The following is a 15578-nucleotide window of genomic DNA, read 5'->3' on the forward strand; positions in this document are numbered from 1 at the left end:
AGCACATGCCCTATAGACATGTGCTCAAAAAATTAAAGCATTTTTTTCAATGACTTTCTCATACGTTTCATGTTCTTTGAAGTAAGCCATTTGTTATCGTACATTAACTTCATCGCAAGTGCACCTGCACCTAAACCTAAACCTAATAAAGAGCTTTTTCTAGCCATCAATTACCCACTCCTACATACTAAGTTTTCGATCCTCTTCGTCAAACAAATCATCTAACGAACTTAACGTACCATCTTCTTCAACTTGGTGGGTATAAATTATACCTTTATTAATTGTTAGTTCAATATAACATCCCCAACAATAATATTGATTTACACCTATTTTCCCTAAGTCTTTACTATGACAATTTGGACAAATCACAACGCTCGCTCCCTTAGCCTAAAAAAGGCAATGTTTCTAAGCATTGTGACCAAATTTTCATAAAAATATACGTTAGTACAGGAATCGTCTTGCACTATATATTCTTAGTCATTTACATGAAATCATAAGGTGAAAGATTTGGTAATTCGTCTGAAAGCTGAAATGGTAAATCTTCGTTTAGTTGTACTTCACCATTTTCAATCCCTTTTAGTTTCATACATAGCGTAGTTTGTCTTTGACCATCATCTGTTCTTCCAATGCCTTGAATAAATGCATCTTGTTCACCGCACATGATTAAGAACTTCTTACTTCTTGTCACTGCAGTGTAAATTAAATTTCTTCGAAGCATTCGATAATAACTTTTGACAATTGGTAGCACAATAATATCAAATTCACTACCTTGAGACTTATGAATTGAACAACAGTAAGCGAGAGTTAATTGAGAAAAGTCTGGTCTAGTATAAGTCACTTCATTTCCATCAAATGAAACGATAATAATATCTTGTTGTTCAACATTTTCTTTGGCGAAAAAAATGTTTACAATTTCACCCATATCTCCATTAAAAACATTATTTTCAGGAACGTTTACGAGTTGGAGAACTTTATCACCTGTACGAAAAGTTGTATCACCAAAATTCATTTCACGTTGCTTTTCTTTTTTAGGGTTAAACACTTCTTGTAGCCCTTCATTTAGAGCATCAATTCCTGCTGGACCACGATACATCGGCGCTAATACTTGGATATCTCTTACAGGAAAACCTTTTTTATTGGCATTTTCACACACTTTTTTGACGACCTCAACAACTTGTTGACTTGAACAACCGATAAATGAACGATCTTTTCTTTGTTCAAATAAATCCTCGGATATTGTTCCATCTTTTATATAATGTGCAAGCGTAATAATCGATGAATCTTCTGATTGACGGTAAATATCTTTTAATCGTACGGTTGGAACTGTACCAGAGTTTAATAAATCCTTTAAGACTTGACCTGGGCCAACAGAAGGTAATTGATCCTCATCCCCTACAAAAATGACTTGGCATCCTTCTGGAATGCTTTTGAGTAATTGATTCCCTAACCAAACATCGACCATTGAAAACTCATCAATGATCAGTAACTTTCCATTTAAAGGATTTTCCTCATGATGGCTAAACTCCCCTTCTCTTGTCCAACCAAGTAAACGATGGATTGTTACTGCCGGTAATCCGGTTGCTTCACTCATTCTTTTTGCCGCTCTACCTGTAGGTGCAGCAAGCAAATAAGGGAATGGATCATCTTTCGGGTAAGAATGCTGATCTAATGATAAATCATGGATTGTTGAAAACAGATTAACGATTCCTTTAATAACTGTCGTTTTACCTGTACCTGGTCCACCTGTAAGGACCATCATAGCTGACTCCATAGCTTTTTTTATTGCTTTCGCTTGTGAAGGGGCATATTTTACATTCATTTTTGATTCGAGGTCTTCTAGCTCTTTTGCAAAACTAGTTTCAGTCATTTCTCCTAAATCTGGAGCACTGCTTAATAATTTTTGGATTGCATTTACAATGCCTTTCTCAGCATAATAAAGTGCAGATAAATAGATTCTCTCATCTTCCATTACTAGCTTTCCGTCTGCTACCAATCGTTTCATTTCCCGAGAAATGTCGACTGCTTCGACAAGCTCTTTATCCTGTTTCATTAATAATTGTCTAGTTTCATCAATAAACTGATCTTGCGTTATATAAACATGTCCTTCTTGCATCGATAAATGTTCTAAAATATATATACAACCTGCTCGTATCCGATCTGGATGATTTCCTGTAATACCGATTGCTCGACCAATTTCATCTGCTCTTCCAAACCCAATCCCATCCACATCTTCAATTAACTTAAATGGATTTGTTCTGATAATATCTAGAGTTGATTCATTATAGGTCTTATAAATTTTAATCGATAAACCCGTTCCTATACCGTAGCTACTTAAAAAGCTGATTACTTTTTCAAGACCTTGATGAGATAGTATTGTTTCATAAATTTCTTTCGCTTTGGATTTTGCCAGCCCGGGAACACCTTCTAAGCTATCAGCATTATCTAAAATTTTATTAATTGCACCTTCACCTAAATGGTCAACGATTTTCTCAGCTGTTTTCTTTCCAATTCCTTTAAATAAATCTGATGATAAATATTGAATAACACCTTTTTTAGTAGATGGAAGCTCTTTTTCAAATGATGAAATTTGAAATTGTTTACCATACCTCGGATGGTCTTTTACAATCCCCCTAAATGTATATGTTTCATCTTCATTCATTCTTGGTATATTCCCAGTAATGGTCATTTCCTGTTCACAATTTGATAAATTTGTATCAACTACTTTTACCTTTGCAACAGTATAAAAATTTTCTGCATTATAAAAGATGATTGTTGTGATATGCCCTTTAATATATGGTGTCTCATCAACAAACAATTCCATTTCACTTTGGGTTTGCATTTCTCCACCTCCCCGATCTAAACTAGCTTCATTCTACTCTTTATTTTCAATTACTTTTAAAGCATGCATAGCAAGCATATGATCATCTTGACTTTCAATCGCTTTATTAAAATGTTCTTTCGCAGTTGTAACTTGATCATTAAACATCGCAATTATGCCTAGATTATAATGTGCATCAGCATGAAGTTCATCTAATTGTAAAACTTTTTCTAAACTAATTTTTGCTTCATCTAACATTTCTAATTTAGCTAAAGTAAGGCCATATTGGAATAATGCGTCTACATCTTTCTCATCTAGCTCAATCGCTCGTTGAAAAAATGGAAGTGCAAAACGATCTTCTCCATTATTAACACAGCATAAACCAATCATAAAATGGACATCACTATCATTCATGCCAAGTTTCACACAATGTTGAAAATGTTTTTTAGCTAATTCAAACTTTCCATCTTCAAAATACACTGTTCCAACTGCATAATGCGCTGCTGCCAATTCCGGATCAATTTCTAAAGCCTTTTCAAAAAAAAGACAAGCTCGTTCGACATCTCCCATCGATAGTAAAAGCTGACCAAAATTAACATACGCTAATGAATTAGTAGGATTTTCTTCAATTTCTTTCGTTAAAAAATTAGCTGCATCCTCTAAGTTACCCTCTTGCAGAGCTGCTACTCCACGTTCAAAATTATTCATATATGACACCTCTATGTATTTTCTTTCAATTATTTTTGATAGACTCCATTTTCTATACAAATCAGTTTAAGAAACTTAATATATCTATTTAACACTATCACACCATAGTATACATTTCAAAGGAACGTTTCTTCAAAATTTCTACGATAAATTTAGTATTTCCATTCAAAAAAACAACCCCAACCATTATGATTGGGGTAAATAGATTTATCTTAAATAAGTTAATTCATTACCATCGATAAATGCACGATCAATTGTTCCTCCACCTAGGCAGTCTGTCCCGTCGTAAAATACAACAGCTTGGCCTGGAGTGATTGCACGAATATTTTCGTGGCAAAGAATTCTTACTGAGTTATCATCTAAAATGTGAACTGTTACTTCATTATCTTCAGAACGATAACGGAATTTAGCAGTACATGTAAATGAACCTTCTTTCGGTTTATTTGATGTCCAACTAATATCAGAAGCAAGTACTTCATTACTATAAAGTAACTCATTATGAAAACCTTGTTCAACTAATAAAATATTATTTTTTAAGTCTTTTCCTACAACGAACCAAGGGTCTCCATTTCCACCGATTCCAAGTCCATGACGTTGACCAATTGTATAATACATAAGTCCATCATGTTTACCTTTAACTTCCCCGTTCATTGTTCTCATTTCACCAGGTTGTGCAGGTAAATAATTACTTAGAAATTCTTTAAAGTTACGTTCACCTATGAAGCAAATTCCGGTACTGTCTTTTTTCTTAGCTGTCGCTAAATCTGCCTCTTCAGCAATTTTACGGATTTCTGGCTTTAAATAGCCTCCAAGTGGAAACATAACTTTCGATAGTTGTTCTTGACCTAGTTGATTTAGGAAATAAGTTTGGTCTTTATTGCTATCAATTCCTCGTAACATTTTATATTCATCGTCACGGAACTCAACTCCAGCATAATGACCTGTCGCTACATAATCTGCTCCAAGCTCCATTGCATGTTCAAGAAATGCTTTAAACTTAATTTCTTTGTTACACATTACGTCTGGGTTTGGTGTTCTACCTTTTTTATATTCATCTAAGAAATAGGTAAATACTTTATCCCAATATTGCTTTTCAAAATTCACTGCATAATACGGAATTCCTATTTGATTACAAACTGCAATTACATCTTCATAATCTTCAGTTGCTGTACATACGCCAAACTCATCTGTGTCATCCCAGTTTTTCATAAAAATACCGATGACATCATATCCTTGTTGTTTCAATAAATATGCTGTAACAGATGAATCTACACCACCTGACATTCCTACTACTACGCGAGTGTCTTTTGGATCTTTTTTATTCATAAATTATATCCCCTCGCACTTAAAAATTTATATTTTAACTAATCGTTTTACAATTGAAGATACACGTTCTCCAAGTATACGGATTTGTTCGTCTGTATTTCCATAACCAAAGCTGAATCGAACCGAAGAACGTATTTTAGGTGAATCTATTCCAAACATTTCAACTAAAACATGTGATGGATCTATACTACCAGCTGTACAAGCAGATCCGCTTGAAGCTGCTATACCTGATAAATCGAGGTTTACCAAAAATGATTCAATTGAAATATCTTCAAATGATAAGTTTAACACATGTGGTGCAAAAAACGACTCATTTCCATTCCTTTCAAAACGAATTCCATTTTCTTTTAGAACATTCATTAAAATTTCATGGAAATGCAAATAGCTTTCTATACGTTCAGCTCTTTCAATGTGAATTACTTCTACTGCTTTAGCTAATCCAATAATACCAGGAACATTTTCTGTACCCGCACGACGTTTACGCTCTTGCTGTCCGCCATATTGTAATTGTGTAAAAATTGCATTTTCACTTACAAAAAGAAAACCTACACCTTTAGGTCCATTAATTTTATGTGAGGAAATGGATAAAAAGTCGACACCAAGTTCTTCAACATTAATTGGAATTAAGCCGTAAGCTTGTACTGCATCTGTATGGAAATGAGCTTTATGGTTACTAAGAAGTTCACCTATTTCTTTAATTGGTTGAACTGTGCCGATTTCATTATTAACCATCATAATTGATACTAAAATTGTATCATCACGCAGTGCAGCCTTTACATCCTCTACATTCACACGACCTGTATGATCAACAGGTAAATAGGTAACCTCAAAGCCTTCCTTTTCAAGAGCCTGGCATGTATGTAATATAGCATGATGCTCGATGCTAGAGGTAATAATGTGCTTACCATATTTTTGATTCGCATAAGCAGCGCCTAACACAGCGAGGTTATCACTTTCCGTTCCACCGCTTGTAAAAATAATTTCGTTAACTTTTGATCCTATACTATTAGCACAAACCATGCGTGCAGTATCAATCTTTTGGCGAGCTTGTCGGCCAAATGAATGAATACTAGATGGATTTCCAAAAGTCTCTTGCATTTCTACAACCATCTTTTCAATTACTTCTGGATGCATTGGAGAAGTCGCAGCATGATCTACATAAATACGTTCCATTTTTATTAAACCCTTTCTTTATGAAGCGTTCACCTATCTTTGAACGCACTAAAATTAAATATAAAACATATATCCATTTAAATCATCAGATTCTAATTTTGCTAAATCCTCAAGACTCGTATGGTCTAACACTTCATTAATCGCTTTTTGAACACGAGTCCATAACTCTCTTTGTGCAGGATTTTCATCTTCAAGATTTTCGATTGGAGATAGTGATCCTTCAAGTGCAGTTATCACTTCACCTGCAGAAATTTCATTCGGTTCCTTTGTTAAAATATACCCACCATATGCTCCACGAATACTCTTAACTAATCCTGCATTACGTAATAATGAAATAATTTGTTCTAAATAGTGCTCAGAAAGATTTTGTGCTTTCGCAATACTCTTGAGTGAAATTGGTTTATCACAATATCTTTTAGCTAATTCAATCATAACTGTCAGTCCGTATCTTCCCTTAGTTGAAATCTTCATTAATTCACTCCGTTCAATAAACTGTATCTCTTATTCTTATCAGATTTATCCTATTTTTAAACTGTAGTAATACAATTATTGTACACTATTTATCCTATAAATTCACATGCCAGGAAAAAAATGCACTAAACCAATTGGAAAAGTGCATTATCCATCTATAATTAACTAGTCAGTTCATTTTTCATTCTCGCTATTTATCTAGTAATCTAAATATCCACAGGACAAAGATTTCCCTAACCTTCAAAAAAAACACCATTAATGTTATATAGTTTTAACTATACGACATTAAAAGTGTTTTCATTTTTTGATTGCTTAACTTTTCAATTTACCAGCACGTACGAATTGAGCGGCTGCCGCTTTTTCATCGAAATCTTCAACATTTTTTCTAGATTCTTTTATGTTGTTTAAAAAGCTTATGACTTGGAATTCGATACTTTTAATTTCGTATTCAGTATCAGCATTTAATAAATCCTCTAATAAATCTAAATAAATGGCTTTCTCTTCGGGTGTTAGCACTAGCCTCATTACAAGCCTCCTTCATCTTTTGCCAAGTAAATTATTGAAAGTACTACACAATTTGCTTAGAAATATTATGCAGCGAACTTACCCTTTCCCGTTCAGTGTTAAGTGCCCTGCTTAAAAGAAAGCTTTGCGATGAGAGACCAGCTAATATACAGTATCCGATTACCATACGCATATCTTTTAACATGTTTTCTGGTATAAATAAAGAAACAAATAATGTCGCGGCTGTTGCTCCAAATAAAATATCTGCAAGAAAACCTAAATAAAAGCCTTTCTTTCGTCTCACCGGGAGCATAATCGTACCTTTGTTAAACAGGATGTGAAAAATAAATCCGGTCACTCCACCAATGACAACCGCCAGGACATAGAGCTTAACCATGTTCATCCTCCATTCTTAATTTTAGGTACAAAAAAAATTCCTACTTTCGTTTCGAGAATAAGTTAATCGAAATGATCGCTAGGATTGGACAAGTTCTATATAAAATATGAACAGCTTGTTCTTATTATTATAAAAGCATAAAAATAAATTATCAAAACAATTTGTAAAATTTATCCAATTGTGACAAAAAATAAGTTAAAAGACCTGAATATATATTTAAACAAATACACTACAAGACTATTTAACTATTTCTCATTACCCTTATTATGATATATTGGAATTAAAAAGAAGCTAGAGGAGGTTTTAAGTTGGCTGTACAAAGAAAATTCAAGAAAATAGTAAATCAATTACGCCACCAAGATCTATATAAGCGCGCAAAAGGCATAGACCAACTTAGAAAGTCTCTTCGATCAGGTGCTTCTATTGAATCATTAATTTATTTATTAGAAGAAGCGGGAAGTAATTTCCCGAAATCAATAGAAGATTGGGATGATGGAAGCTATCACTTAGTTGGATTTTGTTCAGAGTTTGAACTCCAAGAATTAATAACTCCAATCGAAAAGAATTTTGAAGCTTATAGTGAACGAGCAAAACTCCAGGCTCTTTATTTATTAATAAGTCTGAAATCAGAGTTAGCTAGAGATGCTTATATACGAATCATTGAAAAAAATAGTAAACGGTACTCGCTTGATATCGATGTTCAATTCATTTTCGAAGAGACAGATTGGGCTCCAGAACTTGTAAAAAAACTAATACGCTTAATCGAAAATGAAGAAACTGCAGTTGCAATTTTCCATCTGATTCTATTGTGTAAAAGAAGTTCAATTTCTTTACCTTTTTCATCCGCAGAGAACGATTATATAATCGAACAAATTAAAGTTTTATATAAGCTTAAACGAGATTCATATTTAAATTATAATCAAGATTACAACTTAAAATATGTTTACCAGGCTTGGAAGGAATCTTACCTCATCGTTCGAACAGAAATGGGTATTTACCTTCAATTAATGCAATATTATTTTGACGATAGCATGCATGAATATTTAAATGAAGCACTTGAGTATAGAGATCCTTACCTAAAAGTGGATGCTGTTATATCACTGATGGAACATGGCGTACAAATTGAAAAAGAAATCCTTGATTATTGTGCGCATAATATTGAATCAGCGGTATGGTTTTATACAAAATTAAATGAATTTTCAAAGAAAGATATATACACATTTACGGAAGAGCATCAACATAGTTTTGTGAAAAACAGACTGTTTCTTTATTTAATTACCCATGAAGATTTTGGTGTGATTCCCGACGAGATCGAAATTATAAAGCGTTATGATACTTCAAACTATTATGAACAAGAAGTAACTTATTATTTAACTAAATTTCGTAGTCAGCAAGAAAATTGGGAAGAAAATGATTGGATGGCTGCATATGTAGGGGCTTATATTTCTGAACAAATTCCAAGTCCACGATTTTATGATGAAACAATTACGGCATTTACAAAATGGGATAAATATACTGAGGATGAACATAGAGCCCAACTTGAATTATTAAATAAAGAAGAAAACGATAAATTAGGTCAAGAAGTCATTTTGGAATCAAAGCCAAGCTGGCATTTTGGTACTTATTTTCTCGGATTTCTAACTGCTGTTAGAACAGGTACTGCTTTTGGAAATCACGATCCTATTTATTTTTTATTACTAGCTTTACTATGGATTATTTTCTTATATAAAGTATATGCAACAATTCAACTTCGAAAAGAGTCTAAATTAATATTAACAAGTAGACAGCTAACCTTAAAAAAAGGAAATGAATTGAAGTCGATTGAGCTTCATAAGATAAATCGGATGACGATCGAACTCCGAAAATGGGGTAAAAACGAAGGTAAAATGGCAGCATATCAACGAAAAGTAAATTATATTGTTTTCTATGATAAAGATGACGAAGAGATTTTATCAATCCCTTCAACTTTTATTAAACCCGACTTACTTTTCCTCGAGATAAAATTATTAACTAGTCATTTAGTTGATTCTCCAACTATTGAAGTTTTTGAAAATGATGTTAGTGCTTAAAAGTCGAGATTCGAATCTCGACTTTTTTTATTCATGTTCCGTTCATATTAGGTTGTTATGATATTACTTTAAGGTTTTGATACTAAATTACATATTAAATTTCAAACTAAATTATTTAATATCAAACTAAATATCGGGGGACAGGTTAATTTATGAATTCTAAAAAAAGTTGGTGGATTTTATTAATTATTTCGCTTTGTGTTATTGTTCCATTTATGGCTCCTTATTTTCTTATAGATCCAGAGAAAAGTCGTATCCAAATTAGTTCAACTTCAATTCAATACCCTGCTTTAATTACACATATCTTTTTTGCATTTATTGCTTTAATTGCAGGATTCTTACAGTTTGTAAAAAAGATTAGATCTCGTTATCCGAGAATCCATCGAATAATTGGAACTATTTACTTTACTAGCATTTTTATAAGTGGCATTTTGTCATTGATCGTAATATTTTATATTGAAAATTTTTCAAAAGTAATGTCTTTTCTTGTTTTAGCTATACTTTGGATTTTCACTACAATTAAAGGTATTCATAGCGCTAAGAAGAAAAATTACATTGCTCACCAATTCTGGATGACTCGAAGTTTTGGGATCACTTTAGTAGCAGTAAGTGGTCGAGTTTTAGTGCCATTTATATTATTAGCCTACTTTTTACTAAATGGATTGCATATACCTGGTGGAAGAGAGCGAATGGTTGAGGAAGCCCTAAATGTTAATATATGGGTAGGTTTACTAATAAATTTAATCATAATTGAGTGGATCATTTTAAAAAAGAAGGTAGAATAAGCGAAAAATCTCGCTTGAATCTACCTTCTCTTTTTTTAAAGTATTACTTTCGATCTTTCTTAAACTGCTGTAGTTTTTCAAAAATAGCCCCGTAACGTTTTTCGTTACCTGCTTCTTTTGGTTTATAGTAAACCTGATTTACTAATCGATCTGGAAGATATTGTTGATTTACCCACCCGCCAAAATTACCTAAAGGATGATCATGCGGATAAATATAACCTATCCCATGCCCCATATCCTTCGCTCCAGCATAATGACTATCTTTTAAATGTGCTGGGATATCATCATGTAGTCCGCTTCTTACATCATTTAATGCTCGATCAATTGATGTTACACTAGAATTAGATTTGGATGATAAACAAAGCTCAATTACTGCATTTGAAAGAATAATCCTTGCTTCAGGAAATCCAACTTGCTTTGCGGCTTCACAAGCCAGGACAACCTTCCATGGATCGCCGGCTAATCCGATATCCTCATAAGCAATCACTAATAATCTTCGTATAATGCTAGTTAAATCGCCCGTTTCAATGAGCCTCGCCAAATAATAAAGTGCTGCATTTACATCACTTCCACGAATACTCTTTTGGAAACCAGACAATGTGTCATAATGAAAGTCTCCATTTTTATCATGATTAAAACCTTTTGAACGAAGAAATTCATCAATAATTTCATCTTGTACTACAATTGTTCCATCAGACTCTTTTGTTGATCCGTATACAATTGACTCCAAAATATTTAATGATGATCTTGCATCTCCGTTTACTCCATGAGCAATTTTTAAAATTTGTTCCTCTGAAATTTGAATTTGCAAATTCCCTAATCCTCTATCTTCATCTCTTAAGGCTTTATCTAATAATTTATAAATATGTTTTGGTAAAAGCGGTTCTAATTTTAAAATGTGGTTACATCGAGAGCGTATTGCACTGTTAACATCGTGGTATGGATTCTCAGTTGTTGCCCCAATTAACGTGATAAACCCGCTTTCTACATATGATAATAAATAATCCTGTTGCAGCTTTGACCAACGATGAATTTCATCTGCAAAAAGAATGATCTCACCGAACATTTTCGCTTCATGAACGATATCCTCAAGTTCTTTTTTACCAGAAGTAGTCGCATTTACAGTGACAAAACGTTTATCAACAGTACCAGCTATTGCATGGGCAAATGATGTCTTACCTATTCCAGGTTCCCCGTGTATTAACATTGAAGGAACTCGTCCGTTATGTATTAATCGATATAAGGCTGATTCTTTTCCGATAATTTTTTCCTGACCAATTAATTCATCAATCGTCCTTGGTCTCATACGATATGCTAGAGGTTCATGACTCATTTTTCTCCCTCCTTTATAACTCTTTTTACTATTGTAATTGAATTGGAAACATTTTTCATCTGCACCCCGTAAATATTTCTTTTTACTAACAATTTATTTGGTGAAGATAATAATAGATGAAATAAAGAAGGTGAAAAAAATGAATGCCCCAAAAACAAAATGGTCACTTGAAGATGAAAACACATTAATTGAACTAGTTGAAAAATACGAAAGTAAAGGTAAATCGAAACAAGAAGCATTTGAAATGGTAGCAAATATTATTAATCGGACAAAGACAGCATGTGCTTCTAGGTACCGAAAACTATCAAAAGATCAATTTAGAGAAATGAACAAACCTAAAGAAGTTTTAAATAAGCCTATAAATCCTCCTTCACTGAATATTGAAATGGTCATCCAATTCTTAATGAATTTCGAACAAAAGCATCAAGCTTCGGAGGAAAATAAGCAGTTAAAAGAAAGAGTAGTTAAATTAAAATTTGAAAATGAAAATTTAAATAAAAAAATTGTTAATCTAAAAACATTAATCCAAAAGAAACAAAATGTATTGATCAATCTAACAGAGTAAATTTGGACAAAATAATGTAAAACATTCACAGTATATTAACACTTGTACTATTGTATAATGAAGTAACAAAATGCAAGCAATAGTAAGGAGTATAATGAAATGAATTGGAAAAAAGGCGGTTTATGGATTATTATATTTTTTATTATTAAAGGTACGTTATCTACACTTTTAATTGTTACCGGTGCTAAATACTTTAACTTATCATTTCTCCAAATTCTCCTTCTTGTAGTTGGACTATTAGTTATTTCTCTAATTGGACGTCAATTTGTGAGAAGACATAATAGAGCTAAAAATGAGAATGATTTAAATATGTAATTCCCTTTTACCCTATACGGCAATGTGTCTGAGCAGACTGAAACCCCCAATAATTTGGGGGTTTTTTTTATTTATTAGGCTTACGTTTATTCATTTCAATCGATTCCATATCGTTAACGACGCCATCTTTGCCAACCTTACCATTTTTCTCGACAACATTATTTTTCTTTTTATACTTAACATTAATCCGATTGGATAAATTATCTACATGATGCTGTTTTGAATCTTTTTCCACGTCACTTGTACTATTACAAGCAGTTAATATTGATAATGATAATCCGAAAGTACAAAATACTTTCAAGGCTCTATTCAACTTCAAACACCTCCTATTGAAGGTAGTTTTTACATTAATAAATAAAAAAACTGTAGGAAATTAATTCCTACAGTCAGCAATGTTTGAGTATTCGTTATTCTTTTCCTACACGCTGAATTTCAATGTCCTTTATTAATTCACGAACTGCATGACTAGCTGCGATTAATCCAGCAACTGATGGTACAAAGGCGTTTGAAGACGGTGGCATTTTTGCCTTACGAATTTTTGTATTTTCATCTGGTACGATTTCTTTACGTACATCTTCACGAATAACAATAGGACTTTCATCTGAATAGACAACTGTTACTCCTTTTTGAATACCTTCTTTGCGAAGTTTAGTTCGAATAACCTTTGCAATAGGATCGTGAGTTGTTTTTGATATATCAGCAATTTTAAATCGAGTTGGATCCATCTTATTAGCAGCACCCATACTTGAAATAAGTGGAATTCCACGACGACGACACTCTTTAATTAAGTGAATTTTATATGTAATTGTATCAGAAGCATCAATTACATAATCTAATGGAATTTCGAAAAACTTTTCAAATGTTTCTTCTGTATAAAACATTCTATGTGTAATTACTTCGCACTCAGGATTAATCTCAAGAATACGTTGCTTCATCATTTCTACTTTAGGCTCTCCAACTGTTGATAATAAAGCATGAATTTGTCTATTCACGTTTGTAATATCAATAACATCTTTATCCACTAGTATTAAACGTCCGACTCCAGAACGCGCTAAAGCTTCTGCAGAAAATGAGCCAACGCCTCCAATACCTAAAATAGCTACCGTACTGTTTTGTAATCGCTCTAAACCCGCTTTACCAAAAGCAAGCTCATTACGAGAAAATTGGTGTAACATTTATTCAACTCCCACTATCTTAATCAGATTACAATGATTTAAATATACATGATGCAAGCTATTTACATCAAGCTTGAATTAAAGAAAAACAGAATTTTTATTAATCCTTCAACAAGAAAAAGGAAAGGATTAAGAAAATTAATTCCTTCACCCTTCCTTTTTATTTTACTCTTCTACAGTTGTTTTTAACGCTAATTCTTCTAATTGTGCAGAAGAAACTGGACTTGGTGCATTTGTTAATAAGCAACTTGCTGATGCTGTTTTAGGAAATGCAATTGTATCACGTAAATTTGAGCGACCTGCAAGTAGCATAACAATACGGTCTAAACCTAGCGCAATTCCGCCATGTGGTGGAGTTCCGTATTCAAATGCTTCCATTAAGAAACCAAATTGCGCTTGTGCTTCTTCTTCAGAAAATCCTAAGCATTTGAACATTTTTTCTTGTATGTCTCTTTCGTAAATTCGAACTGATCCTCCACCAAGCTCGTAACCATTTAGTACTAAGTCATAAGCTTGAGCTTTTACACTACCTGGATCTGTATCTAACTTATCAATATCTTCACGAACAGGTGAAGTGAATGGATGATGTGCCGCAAAATAACGATTTAAATCTGCATCATACTCAAGTAATGGCCAGTCTGTAACCCATAAGAAATTGAATTTAGACTGATCAATTAAATCTAAGTCTCTACCTAGTTTTAATCGAAGTGCTCCTAAGCTATTTGCAACTACTGAAGCATCTGAAGCTACGAATAAAATTAAGTCTCCTGCTTCTGCCTCTACAGCTAATTTTAATGTAGCAAATTCTTCTTCACTAAAGAATTTAGCGATTGGACCTTTGAAACCATCTTCTTCAAGTTTTAACCAAGCAAGACCTTTTGCTCCATAACGACCAGCATATTCTTGAAGACCATCGATGTCTTTACGAGAATAATTTGCTGCTTGACCTTTTACATTTAAACATTTTACTTGGCCACCGTTTTCAACAGCTGAAGTAAATACTTTAAATCCACTTTCTTTTGCAAAAGAAGAAACATCAATTAACTCTAATCCGAAACGAGTATCAGGCTTATCAGAACCGTAGCGAGTCATCGCTTCATCATAGCTCATACGAGGAAGTGGAGTAACTAGGTCAACACCTTTTGTTTCCTTCATCATTTTAACCATCATTCTTTCGGACATTTCCATTATTTCCTCTTGAGAAAGGAAGCTTGTTTCAATGTCTATTTGAGTAAATTCTGGTTGACGGTCAGCACGTAAATCTTCGTCACGAAAGCATCGTGCAATTTGGAAATAGCGTTCAAATCCTGAAACCATTAATAATTGTTTAAAAATTTGAGGTGATTGTGGTAATGCATAGAACTCACCTGGGTGTACACGGCTAGGTACTAAATAGTCACGAGCTCCTTCTGGTGTACTCTTTGTTAAAATCGGGGTTTCAACTTCTAAGAAGTCTTCACCATCTAAGAAATCACGAATTGATTTTGTAATTTTTGAACGTAACTTAAATGTGTCATACATAACTGGACGACGTAGATCTAAATAACGATATTTTAAACGAAGGTCTTCTGCTACCTCCGTTTTATTTTCAATTGCAAATGGAGGATTCTTAGCTTTATTAATAATCTCAAGCTTTTCGACAGTAACTTCAATGGCTCCCGTTTCAAGATTTGTATTAGCTGTACCTTCACCACGAGATACTACTTTCCCGTGAACGTGAAGAATAAATTCATTACGTACAGTTTCAGCTAGAGCTAAAGCTTCACCTGAAGTTTCAGGATTAAAAACGATTTGTACAAGTCCAGAACGGTCACGTAAATCAATAAAAATTAATCCACCTAAATCACGTCTTTTTTGTACCCATCCTTTAAGCGTTACACTTTGACCGATATGTGATTCTCTTAGTTCTCCACATAAATGCGTTCGTTGTTCCATTTTC

General features: G+C 33.3%; 17 protein-coding genes. 4 read left to right on the forward strand and 13 right to left on the reverse strand.

Features of this window, described 5'->3' with window-relative positions:
* Positions 1–32: 32 nt before the first annotated feature.
* The 9 genes from COI44_RS13045 to COI44_RS13085 form a co-directional block, all read right to left on the reverse strand.
* Complete coding sequence (locus COI44_RS13045; RefSeq protein ID WP_082459514.1) at positions 33–167, reverse strand: DUF3918 family protein; 135 nt, start codon at positions 165–167, stop codon at positions 33–35.
* A 13-nt stretch (positions 168–180) separates the two neighbouring features.
* Positions 181–369, reverse strand: a complete 189-nt coding sequence (locus tag COI44_RS13050; RefSeq protein ID WP_069035137.1) for a hypothetical protein — start codon at positions 367–369, stop codon at positions 181–183.
* Positions 370–481: 112 nt separating this feature from the next.
* Positions 482–2839 carry an SF1B family DNA helicase RecD2 gene (recD2, locus tag COI44_RS13055; RefSeq protein WP_098428352.1) on the reverse strand — a complete coding sequence of 786 codons (2358 nt, stop codon included), beginning with the start codon at positions 2837–2839 and terminating at the stop codon, positions 482–484.
* 33 nt (positions 2840–2872) lie between these two features.
* Positions 2873–3526 carry a tetratricopeptide repeat protein gene (locus COI44_RS13060; protein WP_098428353.1) on the reverse strand — a complete coding sequence of 218 codons (654 nt, stop codon included), beginning with the start codon at positions 3524–3526 and terminating at the stop codon, positions 2873–2875.
* Between the two features lie 207 nt (positions 3527–3733).
* Entirely contained in the window at positions 3734–4852 is a 1119-nt protein-coding gene (mnmA, locus tag COI44_RS13065) for a tRNA 2-thiouridine(34) synthase MnmA (protein WP_098428354.1), read from the reverse strand.
* Between the two features lie 27 nt (positions 4853–4879).
* Entirely contained in the window at positions 4880–6025 is a 1146-nt protein-coding gene (locus COI44_RS13070) for a cysteine desulfurase family protein (protein WP_098428355.1), read from the reverse strand.
* A 54-nt stretch (positions 6026–6079) separates the two neighbouring features.
* Complete coding sequence (gene cymR / locus COI44_RS13075; protein ID WP_056472685.1) at positions 6080–6496, reverse strand: cysteine metabolism transcriptional regulator CymR; 417 nt, start codon at positions 6494–6496, stop codon at positions 6080–6082.
* Between the two features lie 312 nt (positions 6497–6808).
* Entirely contained in the window at positions 6809–7021 is a 213-nt protein-coding gene (locus COI44_RS13080) for a hypothetical protein (protein ID WP_056472680.1), read from the reverse strand.
* Between the two features lie 43 nt (positions 7022–7064).
* The gene (locus COI44_RS13085; RefSeq protein WP_056472677.1) at positions 7065–7397 is read right to left on the reverse strand and encodes a DUF4257 domain-containing protein; all 333 of its coding nucleotides are present in this window, start codon (positions 7395–7397) and stop codon (positions 7065–7067) included.
* Positions 7398–7705: 308 nt separating this feature from the next.
* Between COI44_RS13085 and COI44_RS13090 the strand changes: the two genes are divergently transcribed.
* Both COI44_RS13090 and COI44_RS13095 read left to right on the forward strand, forming a co-directional pair.
* On the forward strand, positions 7706–9466 hold the full coding sequence (locus COI44_RS13090) for a hypothetical protein (RefSeq protein WP_098428356.1): 1761 nt from the start codon (positions 7706–7708) through the stop codon (positions 9464–9466).
* A 152-nt stretch (positions 9467–9618) separates the two neighbouring features.
* The gene (locus tag COI44_RS13095; protein ID WP_098428357.1) at positions 9619–10251 is read left to right on the forward strand and encodes a DUF2306 domain-containing protein; all 633 of its coding nucleotides are present in this window, start codon (positions 9619–9621) and stop codon (positions 10249–10251) included.
* A gap of 43 nt (positions 10252–10294) precedes the next feature.
* Here COI44_RS13095 and COI44_RS13100 read toward each other — a convergent pair whose 3' ends face one another.
* A complete protein-coding gene (locus tag COI44_RS13100; RefSeq protein WP_098428358.1) occupies positions 10295–11584 on the reverse strand; it encodes a replication-associated recombination protein A in 1290 nt (429 codons plus the stop codon).
* A gap of 139 nt (positions 11585–11723) precedes the next feature.
* Here COI44_RS13100 and COI44_RS13105 point away from each other — a divergent pair, with 139 nt between their 5' ends.
* Entirely contained in the window at positions 11724–12149 is a 426-nt protein-coding gene (locus tag COI44_RS13105) for an SANT/Myb-like DNA-binding domain-containing protein (RefSeq protein ID WP_098428359.1), read from the forward strand.
* A gap of 99 nt (positions 12150–12248) precedes the next feature.
* Positions 12249–12464: a hypothetical protein gene (locus COI44_RS13110; protein WP_098428360.1), complete on the forward strand. Its 216-nt coding sequence runs from the start codon at positions 12249–12251 to the stop codon at positions 12462–12464.
* A 67-nt stretch (positions 12465–12531) separates the two neighbouring features.
* On the opposite strand, the gene COI44_RS13115 is transcribed toward COI44_RS13110, so the two are convergent.
* The 3 genes from COI44_RS13115 to aspS all read right to left on the reverse strand — a co-directional run bounded on the left by COI44_RS13115 (position 12532) and on the right by aspS (position 15574).
* Positions 12532–12777 carry a hypothetical protein gene (locus tag COI44_RS13115; RefSeq protein WP_098428361.1) on the reverse strand — a complete coding sequence of 82 codons (246 nt, stop codon included), beginning with the start codon at positions 12775–12777 and terminating at the stop codon, positions 12532–12534.
* A gap of 94 nt (positions 12778–12871) precedes the next feature.
* Entirely contained in the window at positions 12872–13639 is a 768-nt protein-coding gene (locus COI44_RS13120; protein ID WP_069035148.1) for a tRNA threonylcarbamoyladenosine dehydratase, read from the reverse strand.
* Between the two features lie 165 nt (positions 13640–13804).
* Complete coding sequence (aspS, locus tag COI44_RS13125) at positions 13805–15574, reverse strand: aspartate--tRNA ligase (RefSeq protein ID WP_098428362.1); 1770 nt, start codon at positions 15572–15574, stop codon at positions 13805–13807.
* Positions 15575–15578: the final 4 nt, after the last annotated feature.

The sequence above is a fragment of the Bacillus sp. AFS088145 genome (assembly GCF_002564465.1).
GTDB lineage: Bacteria > Bacillota > Bacilli > Bacillales > Bacillaceae_G > Gottfriedia.

Excerpts from the sequence above, each read along its gene's own strand:
- COI44_RS13100 (WP_098428358.1), bottom strand. The coding sequence starts at position 11,584 with ATGAGTCATGAACCTCTAGCATATCGTATGAGACCAAGGACGATTGAT.
- COI44_RS13105 (WP_098428359.1), top strand. The coding sequence starts at position 11,724 with ATGAATGCCCCAAAAACAAAATGGTCACTTGAAGATGAAAACACATTA.
- aspS (WP_098428362.1), bottom strand. The coding sequence starts at position 15,574 with ATGGAACAACGAACGCATTTATGTGGAGAACTAAGAGAATCACATATC.
- COI44_RS13095 (WP_098428357.1), top strand. The coding sequence starts at position 9,619 with ATGAATTCTAAAAAAAGTTGGTGGATTTTATTAATTATTTCGCTTTGT.
- cymR (WP_056472685.1), bottom strand. The coding sequence starts at position 6,496 with ATGAAGATTTCAACTAAGGGAAGATACGGACTGACAGTTATGATTGAA.
- COI44_RS13110 (WP_098428360.1), top strand. The coding sequence starts at position 12,249 with ATGAATTGGAAAAAAGGCGGTTTATGGATTATTATATTTTTTATTATT.
- COI44_RS13060 (WP_098428353.1), bottom strand. The coding sequence starts at position 3,526 with ATGAATAATTTTGAACGTGGAGTAGCAGCTCTGCAAGAGGGTAACTTA.
- COI44_RS13080 (WP_056472680.1), bottom strand. The coding sequence starts at position 7,021 with ATGAGGCTAGTGCTAACACCCGAAGAGAAAGCCATTTATTTAGATTTA.
- COI44_RS13045 (WP_082459514.1), bottom strand. The coding sequence starts at position 167 with ATGGCTAGAAAAAGCTCTTTATTAGGTTTAGGTTTAGGTGCAGGTGCA.
- COI44_RS13120 (WP_069035148.1), bottom strand. The coding sequence starts at position 13,639 with ATGTTACACCAATTTTCTCGTAATGAGCTTGCTTTTGGTAAAGCGGGT.
- COI44_RS13070 (WP_098428355.1), bottom strand. The coding sequence starts at position 6,025 with ATGGAACGTATTTATGTAGATCATGCTGCGACTTCTCCAATGCATCCA.
- COI44_RS13085 (WP_056472677.1), bottom strand. The coding sequence starts at position 7,397 with ATGGTTAAGCTCTATGTCCTGGCGGTTGTCATTGGTGGAGTGACCGGA.
- mnmA (WP_098428354.1), bottom strand. The coding sequence starts at position 4,852 with ATGAATAAAAAAGATCCAAAAGACACTCGCGTAGTAGTAGGAATGTCA.
- recD2 (WP_098428352.1), bottom strand. The coding sequence starts at position 2,839 with ATGCAAACCCAAAGTGAAATGGAATTGTTTGTTGATGAGACACCATAT.